Origin of the sequence: Nonomuraea sp. NPDC050691 (assembly GCF_040654455.1) — a bacterium.
GTDB lineage: Bacteria > Actinomycetota > Actinomycetes > Streptosporangiales > Streptosporangiaceae > Nonomuraea.
Genome location: NZ_JBFAIA010000279.1, coordinates 1 through 6,842, shown reverse-complemented (window position 1 = coordinate 6,842; position 6,842 = coordinate 1). Strand labels below are relative to the sequence as shown.

The 6,842-nt window shown below is 72.3% G+C and carries 6 protein-coding genes and 2 pseudogenes; 3 read left to right on the top strand and 5 right to left on the bottom strand.

Features of this window, described 5'->3' with window-relative positions:
• Positions 1 to 48: 48 nt before the first annotated feature.
• Positions 49 to 129, top strand: a complete 81-nt coding sequence (locus tag AB0H81_RS43050) for a hypothetical protein (RefSeq protein WP_358387755.1) — start codon at positions 49 to 51, stop codon at positions 127 to 129.
• Here AB0H81_RS43050 and AB0H81_RS43045 read toward each other — a convergent pair.
• Positions 98 to 2,095, bottom strand: a pseudogene (locus tag AB0H81_RS43045) (AAA family ATPase); the annotation flags it as partial. The gene AB0H81_RS43050 and the pseudogene AB0H81_RS43045 sit on opposite strands and share 32 nt — an antisense overlap.
• A gap of 127 nt (positions 2,096 to 2,222) precedes the next feature.
• Here AB0H81_RS43045 and AB0H81_RS43040 point away from each other — a divergent pair.
• On the top strand, positions 2,223 to 2,555 hold the full coding sequence (locus AB0H81_RS43040; RefSeq protein ID WP_358387749.1) for a hypothetical protein: 333 nt from the start codon (positions 2,223 to 2,225) through the stop codon (positions 2,553 to 2,555).
• Between the two features lie 228 nt (positions 2,556 to 2,783).
• Here the strand turns inward: AB0H81_RS43040 and AB0H81_RS43035 are convergent, their stop codons facing one another.
• From AB0H81_RS43035 to AB0H81_RS43020, 4 genes and pseudogenes are all read right to left on the bottom strand, one after another.
• On the bottom strand, positions 2,784 to 4,436 hold the full coding sequence (locus tag AB0H81_RS43035; RefSeq protein WP_358387747.1) for a DNA repair helicase XPB: 1,653 nt from the start codon (positions 4,434 to 4,436) through the stop codon (positions 2,784 to 2,786).
• A gap of 72 nt (positions 4,437 to 4,508) precedes the next feature.
• Complete coding sequence (locus AB0H81_RS43030) at positions 4,509 to 4,874, bottom strand: hypothetical protein (protein ID WP_358387744.1); 366 nt, start codon at positions 4,872 to 4,874, stop codon at positions 4,509 to 4,511.
• Between the two features lie 61 nt (positions 4,875 to 4,935).
• The gene (locus AB0H81_RS43025; protein WP_358387741.1) at positions 4,936 to 6,414 is read right to left on the bottom strand and encodes an AMP-binding protein; all 1,479 of its coding nucleotides are present in this window, start codon (positions 6,412 to 6,414) and stop codon (positions 4,936 to 4,938) included.
• Between the two features lie 128 nt (positions 6,415 to 6,542).
• Positions 6,543 to 6,731, bottom strand: a pseudogene (locus tag AB0H81_RS43020) (WYL domain-containing protein); the annotation flags it as partial.
• 23 nt (positions 6,732 to 6,754) lie between these two features.
• Between AB0H81_RS43020 and AB0H81_RS43015 the strand changes: the two are divergent.
• Positions 6,755 to 6,842: DUF3291 domain-containing protein (locus AB0H81_RS43015; RefSeq protein ID WP_358387752.1), on the top strand; the 88-nt coding region annotated here is incomplete at its 3' end.

The following is a 6,842-nucleotide window of genomic DNA, read 5'->3' as shown; positions in this document are numbered from 1 at the left end:
GGCGGCCGGCCGGGCTACGACCAGATCGCCCAGGGCGAGGCGGGGCTGATGTCGCTGACGGGCCCCTCGCCGGACGAGCCGTACCGGGTGGGCGCTGGGCCGGCAGCGGCTTGCGGTGGACGACGGTGAGCGTGGTGACGGCTCGGGTCAGCACCACGTAGAGCCGCGCCAGCCCCCTGGGCTCCGCCTCCACGATGTCGGCCGGCTCCACCACGACCACGTGGTCGTACTCCAGACCCTTGGCCAGCGTCGCCGGCACCACGAGCAGCCGGTGCTCCTCGGTCGAGTCGGGGCCGAGGACCGCGTGGGCGAGACCGGCCCCGGCCAGCGTCCCGGTCACCTCGGCCACCAGGGCGTCCGGCGCGATGACGCCGATGGACCCCTCACGGCCGAGCGCCTCCCGCACGGCGGCCAGGACCTCGCCGCCCTCCCGCACGGTCAGCGAGCCGGCGCCGGGACGCAGCGACCGGGGCGCGGCCAGGCCGGGGGCGATGGACGGCAGCAGGCGGGCGGCGTAGTCGAGGACCTCGCGCGGCACGCGGAAGCCGAGCGTCAGCTCCGTGACCTCGCCCTCCTGCCCGAGATGCGCCAGCACGGCCTCCCAGGTGGTCGCCGACCACGGCGTGGTGCCCTGGGCGAGGTCGCCGAGCACGGTGGCCGAGCCGTTGCGGCAGCGCCGGCCGAGCGCGCGAAGCTGCATCTCCGACAGGTCCTGCGCCTCGTCCACCACCAGGTGGCCGAGCGACGGCGTGCGCTCCATGAGGTCGGCGAGCTCGTCTAGCAGCGCCGCGTCGGCCGCCGACCACTTGGCCGACTTCCAGCTCCGGTACGGCTTGGCCCAGACCAGCCGCTCCTGCTCCTCGGCCGACAGGTCGGTCTTGGCGGCGCGGGCCAGGAACTCCGGGTCGGACAGCAGCCGGAAGAGCACCTGCTCGGGCGTGAGCTTGGGCCAGACGGCGTCGACGAGCTGCCGTACCGGCTTGGAGCGGGCCACGGCGTCCTGCACCCGGTCGTCGGGCGACTCACCCCGCTGCTCCATGCGGACCAGCACCTGGTGGGCCAGCCGCTGGGCCAGCGCGGCGCGGCCGGGGACGTAGCGGGTCGTGCCGCGCAGGGAGGCGACGATCTCGCGGACCTCGTAGTCGGCCACGCGGAAGCGGTAGGCGCCCTTGGTGAAGACGACGCCCTCCTCCGGCTTGACGACGTGCAGCCACAGGGCGCGCTCGAGGACCTTCGCCATGCGCGCGTCGCCCTTGAGCGCGGCCACCTCGGGCTCCTCGGGCGCGGCGTGCTCGCCGAGCAGCCCGGCGACCGTCGTCTGGTCGACCTTGACCTCGCCGAGCGCGGGGAGGACGGAGGAGATGTAGGACAGGAACGCGCGGTTGGGCCCGACGATCATCACGCCGGAGCGGGCCAGCCGCTCGCGGTGGGTGAACAGCAGGTAGGCGGCCCGGTGCAGGCCCACGGCGGTCTTCCCGGTGCCGGGCGCCCCCTGGACGCACACGGTCTGGGTCAGCGCGGAGCGGACGATCTCGTCCTGGTCGGGCTGGATCGTGGCGACGATGTCGCGCATGGGGCCGGTGCGGGGCCGCTCGATCTCCTCGGTGAGGATCCGGGACGGCCCGATCTCGCCGCCCTCGGCCAGCGGCTCGTCCTCGTACGCGGTGAGCGCGCCGCCGTGGTAGCCGAAGCGGCGCCGCCGTACGACGCCCATGGGCTCGGCGGGGCTGGCCTGGTAGAACGCGCGGGACACCGGCGCGCGCCAGTCGATGACGAGGGGGCGGCTGGTGCCGTCGTGGACGTGGCGGCGGCCGACGTAGATCGTGCTGGGCAGGTCGTCGTCCCCGGCGCGGTCGAGGCGGCCGAAGAACAGGGGCGTGTCGGGGTGGTCGGCGAGGGCGGCCACGCGCTGGTCGAGCAGGCCCTGGAGGATCTGCTGGGACACCCAGTCGCCGGCGGCGTCGGCCGAGAGGGACTGGGCGTGGGCGCGCATCGCGCGCAGCGCCTCGCGTGACTCGGCCAGATGGGCCTGCTCGGCGGCGAGCACGTCGGCGGGGGCGTCGGGTATGTCGGGGGCCAGCTGGTGTGCGGGCATGCGAAAGCGCCTCCCTGGGGAGTGTCGGCAGAGGTGACGGACGGTGGTGGTGCAAGGTAGCGAGCCGGACAGTTTAGTGGGGGCCCCGGCATGCTTCCAATCGATTTACCCGGGGTAGGCACAGGGCGTGGGACGCGCACGGCTCCGCTTCTCGCCGATCATCCCGACCATCGCGAGCTTCCTGCTCGCGGCGCTGTGGGGACTGTCGGTGTTCGCCGGTTGGGGCGTGGAGGCGTTCTGCCCGGGGGGCCGGCCGGAGGACTGCTCGCAGCGGCTCGACACGGTCTCCACGGTGTCGGGCTTGTTCGCGGTCCTGGCGGCGTGCTGCACGGCGGGGGCGTGGCTGGTGCCGACGGCCAGGCGCGACGCGCGCGTGTTCACCTGGTTCATGGGGGCGGGCGTGGCGGCCTGGATCGCCGCCGAGGGAGTGCTTTTCCTCGGCGGAATGCTCGCCAGGTAACCAACCTGGAAGATGCCTGGCAAAACCAAGAAATTCGGGCATATCAGGTGGGTTTGCCCGATCATGGGGGTATGTCGCCAGCGGTTCGGTTACGGCGGCGGATTGCACGCAGAGGGGGGTGGTTCGATTGTCGACGGCCCGCGGAGTCTCGTGGACGTGACGGACGCCGGTGCCCGGCCGCCGCGCGGCCGGGTCATCAGCAGCTGAGCCCCGGACCGAAGAGCGGGATCAGACCCCGCCGAGCACGTCGTCGGCGTCGATGATCTGGTACGCGTACCCCTGCTCGGCCAGGAACCGCTGGCGGTGCGCCGCGAACTCCTGGTCGACCGTGTCCCTGCTGACCACCGTGTAGAAGCGCGCCCCGCCGCCGTCGGCCTTGGGCCGCAGCACCCGGCCGAGCCGCTGCGCCTCCTCCTGGCGCGAGCCGAACGTGCCCGACACCTGGATCGCCACCGCGGCTTCCGGCAGGTCGATCGAGAAGTTGGCCACCTTGGACACCACCAGCACCTGGATCTCCTTGTCGCGGAACGCCTGGTAGAGGCGCTCGCGCTCCTTGACCCGGGTCTCGCCCTTGATGACCGGCGCGTTGAGGTGCTCGCCCAGCTCGTCGAGCTGGTCGATGTACTGGCCGATGACCAGCACCTGCTCGCCCAGGTGGCGGCGCACCAGCGCCTCGGTGACCCGCGTCTTCGACGGCGTCGTGGCGCAGAAGCGGTAGCGCTCCTCCGACTCGGCCATCGCGTACGCGAGCCGCTCCTCGTCGGTGAGCGTCACCCGCACCTCGACGCAGTCGGCGGGCGCGATCCAGCCCTGGTTTTCCATCTCCTTCCACGGCGCGTCGTAGCGCTTCGGGCCGATGAGGGAGAAGACGTCGCCCTCACGGCCGTCCTCGCGCACGAGCGTCGCGGTCAGGCCGATGCGGCGGCGGGCCTGCAGGTCGGCCGTCATCCGGAAGATCGGCGCGGGCAGCAGGTGGACCTCGTCGTAGACGATCAGGCCCCAGTCGCGCGCGTCGAACAGCTCCAGGTGGCTGTAGACGCCCTTCCGGCGGGTCGTCATCACCTGGTAGGTGGCGATGGTGACCGGGCGGATCTCCTTCTTCGAGCCGGAGTACTCGCCGATCTCGTCCTCGGTGAGCGAGGTCCGCTTGATCAGCTCCTGCTTCCACTGGTGGGCGCTCACCGTGTTGGTGACCAGGATCAGCGTGGTGGCGCGGGCGTGGGCCATGGCCGCCGCGCCGACGATCGTCTTGCCGGCGCCGCAGGGCAGCACGACGACGCCGGAGCCGCCGTGCCAGAACGCGTCGGCGGCCTCCCGCTGGTAGGGCCGCAGGTTCCAGCCGTCCTGGGCCAGGTCGATCGGGTGGTGCTCGCCGTCCACGTAGCCGGCCAGGTCCTCGGCCGGCCAGCCGAGCTTGAGCAGCGCCTGCTTGACGTTGCCGCGGTCGCTCGGGTGGACGATCACCGAGTCGGCGCCGAGCCGCTCGCCCAGCATCGGCTGGATCTTCTTGGAGCGCAGCACCTCCTCCAGCACGGCCCGGTCGCTGGAGGTGAGGATCAGGCCGTGGACCGGGTCCTTCTCCAGGCGCAGCCGGCCGTACCTCGCCATGGTCTCGGCGATGTCGACCAGCAGCGCGTGGGGGACGGGGTAGCGGCTGTGGCTGATGAGGGCGTCCACGACCTGCTCGGCGTCGTGGCCGGCGGCGCGGGCGTTCCACAGCGCGAGCGGGGTGACGCGGTAGGTGTGCACGTGCTCGGGAGCGCGCTCCAGCTCGGCGAACGGCGCGATGGCCTTCCGGCACTCGTCGGCCTTGTCGTGGTCGACCTCGAGCAGCAGCGTCTTGTCCGACTGGACGATGAGCGGGCCGTCGTTCACGGACATCCTTCCTCCGGTTGACGCCTATCCAACACATCCGGAGCCGAGAACAGTCCCCGAACGGCGAAAACGCCTCGCTCAGTCGTCCAGGTAGCCGTTGGCGCCGAGGAGGAAGAACACGCCGATGGTCAGCGCGAAGCCCACCCCGTACAGGATCCAGCTCCAGGTGAGCAGGTCGCGTGCCGTCTTCGGCGGGGTCTCGGCGCGCAGGGCGAGCCCGGCCAGGATCGAGCCCGGGATGGCGAGGATGTTGCAGCAGGAGACGATCGCGAGGAGGTTCAGGATGAGCGCGACGAGCGCGGGGCCGTTCACGCCGCCGCGCCGGGGCGGGGGAGCGCCATGAGGAGGTCCGTAGCCATAGCCGTGGCCGGGCGGGGGCTGCTCGCCGTAGGGGGCTCCGTACGGCTCGTAGGGGTAGCCGCCGCTGGGGTCCGTGTGACTCATGTTCACCTCCTGAAGGTCAACACTTATCACGACATGTCGGGCGGACCGCGGGGGAACGCGATCAGGGAAGGCGGGCGCGCAGGGCCTTGCGGTCGAGCTTGAGCACGCTGGTCACCGGGATCGCGTCCACGAACACCACCTCGCGCGGGTACTTGACCCGTCCGACCCGCCCCCGCGCCCACGCGATCAGCTCGTCGGGCGTCACCGTGCGGCCCGGCATGAGCTGCACGAACGCCACGACCTCCTCGCCCACGCGCGGATCGGGCCGGCCCACCACGCCGGACATGACCACGTCGGGGTGCTCGTTCAGCGCGTCCTCCACGTCACGTGGGAAGACGTTGAAGCCGCCCCGGATGATCAGGTCCTTCTTCCGGTCCACGACGTAGAGATAGCCGTCGTCGTCCACGCAGCCGATGTCGCCCGTGCGCAGCTCACCGTCCACCAGCGCCGTGCCGCCCGGGTCGGACTCGTGCTCGCCCCAGTAGCCCAGCATCAGCGACTCGCCGCGCACGCAGATCTCGCCCACGTCGCCGCACTCCGCCTCGTCGCCGGAGGACTCGCGGATCGCGATCCGGTAGCCGGCCAGCGGCAGGCCCACGCTGCCCACCCGGCGCCGGCCCGGCGGGTTGAACGTGGTGACCGCGCTGGTCTCGGTCAGCCCGTAGCCCTCCAGGATCTGCGTGCCGGGCATCCGGCGCTCGAACTCCTCCAGCGCGTCGCGCCCCAGCGGAGCCGCCCCGCAGGTGAGGAACGCGAGGTCGGGCAGCGGGTGCTCCTCCAGCGGCTCGGCCAGCAGCATGTGCAGCATCGCCGGCACGACCGTGCCGTACCGGACGCGCTGCTCCGCCGCCAGCGACAGGAACGCCCTGGGATCGAACCAGCGCATCAGCACCGCCTGCTGCGGCGTCGTCGCGTGCATCCCGGCGACGGTGACGATCAGCCCGTACGCGTGGGAGAGCGGCACCGGCACGATGGCCCGGTCCAGCCCCTCCTGGTGCGACATCTCGAAGGCGTCCTTGGCCACCTGCCACAGGCCGCGGTGGCTGAGCATGACGCCCTTGGCCGTGCCGGTGGTGCCGCCCGTGTACATGAGCGCGGCCAGGTCGCCGGGGTCACGCGGCACCGGGCCCCGCTCGGCCGCCCGCTCCAGCTCGGCGGTGTCGACGAACACGGGGATGCCGACGCCGGCCTCCTCCACGACCGGCAGCAGCTCGGGCGACGTCACGATGGCCGAGGCGCCGCTGTCGGTGAGGATGTGCCGCAGCTCGGCGGCGCCCACGAGGAACACCACGGGCGTCACGACCGCGCCCGCCGCCCAGAGCGCCTGGTAGACGACTCCCACGTCGGGGGAGTTGGCCATCATCACCGCGACCCGGTCGCCCGGCCCGATGCCGGCCTCGACGAGCCCGCCGCAGACCCGGCGCGCGCGCCCGGCCAGCGCGTGACTGCGGTGCCAGACGCCGTCGTAGAACACCGAGTCGTGGTCGTCGAACCGCTCCCACGCCTCCTCGGCCAGCCGGCCCAGCGTCAGCTCACCCACGGCGCCTCCTCGGCCGGCCCGGCCGGGGGCGCGGTCATCCGCACGCTCACGGTCCCAACCTCGCGCGATCATCATCCACAGTCAAGGGTTGTCAGGACAACCGGGCCACTCCGCTGCGGTACGGGGCGTCAGGACAGCCCCGCGACTCCGGTGATGCGGTGCAGGGCGAAGCGGTGCACGGCCGCCCTGGTCTCGTCGTACGCGGTCAGGTATCCGCCCTCCATCCGGGCGGGTTCGAGGATGCGGGACGTGGCGTTGCCCTGCGAGTCGAGGTAGCCGATCCACACCCGTACGCCCTGCTTGATGGCGTCCTGGAGGGCACAGGAACCACTCCCTGCGCATGGCGGAGCCGTACACCGTGATGTGGTGGGTGCCCGAGGGCTACGTCCCCACCCTGACCGAGGCCATGGAACGCCTGGAGCGCCTCA

Bases quoted from the DNA above. Each gene is read 5' to 3' on its own strand.
- AB0H81_RS43050 (WP_358387755.1), top strand. From the start codon at position 49: ATGTCGCTGACGGGCCCCTCGCCGGACGAGCCGTACCGGGTGGGCGCT.
- AB0H81_RS43035 (WP_358387747.1), bottom strand. From the start codon at position 4,436: ATGTCCGTGAACGACGGCCCGCTCATCGTCCAGTCGGACAAGACGCTG.
- AB0H81_RS43030 (WP_358387744.1), bottom strand. From the start codon at position 4,874: ATGAGTCACACGGACCCCAGCGGCGGCTACCCCTACGAGCCGTACGGA.